Genomic DNA, 677 nt, shown 5'->3' on the forward strand with positions numbered 1-677 from the left:
TGTCAAAGACCTGGTGCGCAGCGCCATGGACCGCCAGCTACCTCCCGATGCGCCCGAGGTGCAGGCACTGGCCTACCGCTGGATGGCGCTGATGCTGCACTGGATGGGGGGCGACCTGGACCTGCTGGACCGCTGGGGCCACATGTTTCGCACCGAGCCCAGCGCGCAGGGGCGCAACCACGCACCGCCCGGCGACATGATCGAATACGTGGAAACCGCCATCAAGCTGCGGCTGGCGCTGCTGGAGAAGTACCTGACCCGCGACGACCTGCGCACGCTGGGCCATGTGCCGCACACCGCATGGGCGGCACTGGAACGTGACGTGCAACAGTTGCTGGACCGCCAAATCCCCACGAACCACACCGACGCAGCGGCTGCGGCCCTGCGCTGGAACACGCTGTTCGACCAGCTGACCCGCGGCGATGCGCAATTGCGCCAGAAGCTGCTCACAGCGTCGGCCAACGAGCCGCTGCTGCAAGCGGGCTCACCGCTGAGCGCGCCCGTGCGCGCCTACCTGCAGGCGGCGCTCGCGCTGGCCACACCCACTCCCGCCATGGCTGCGACAGTCGCTGCGCGCCGCTGAGACACTCACACCGTCTGCAAAAAAACCACTGAAAAGTGCTTGACCCTCACGCAACGTGAGGCCCCACAGTCGGTCCCCATGAATGGATCGACAC

1 pseudogene is annotated in these 677 nt (G+C 67.1%); it reads left to right on the top strand.

Annotated features, from left to right (window positions below):
- Nucleotides 1-583: pseudogene (locus tag DBR23_RS31170) on the top strand (TipAS antibiotic-recognition domain-containing protein); the annotation flags it as partial.
- Nucleotides 584-677: the final 94 nt, after the last annotated feature.

The sequence above is a fragment of the Acidovorax sp. HMWF018 genome (assembly GCF_003061035.1).
In the GTDB taxonomy this organism is placed as follows: domain Bacteria; phylum Pseudomonadota; class Gammaproteobacteria; order Burkholderiales; family Burkholderiaceae_C; genus Acidovorax; species Acidovorax delafieldii.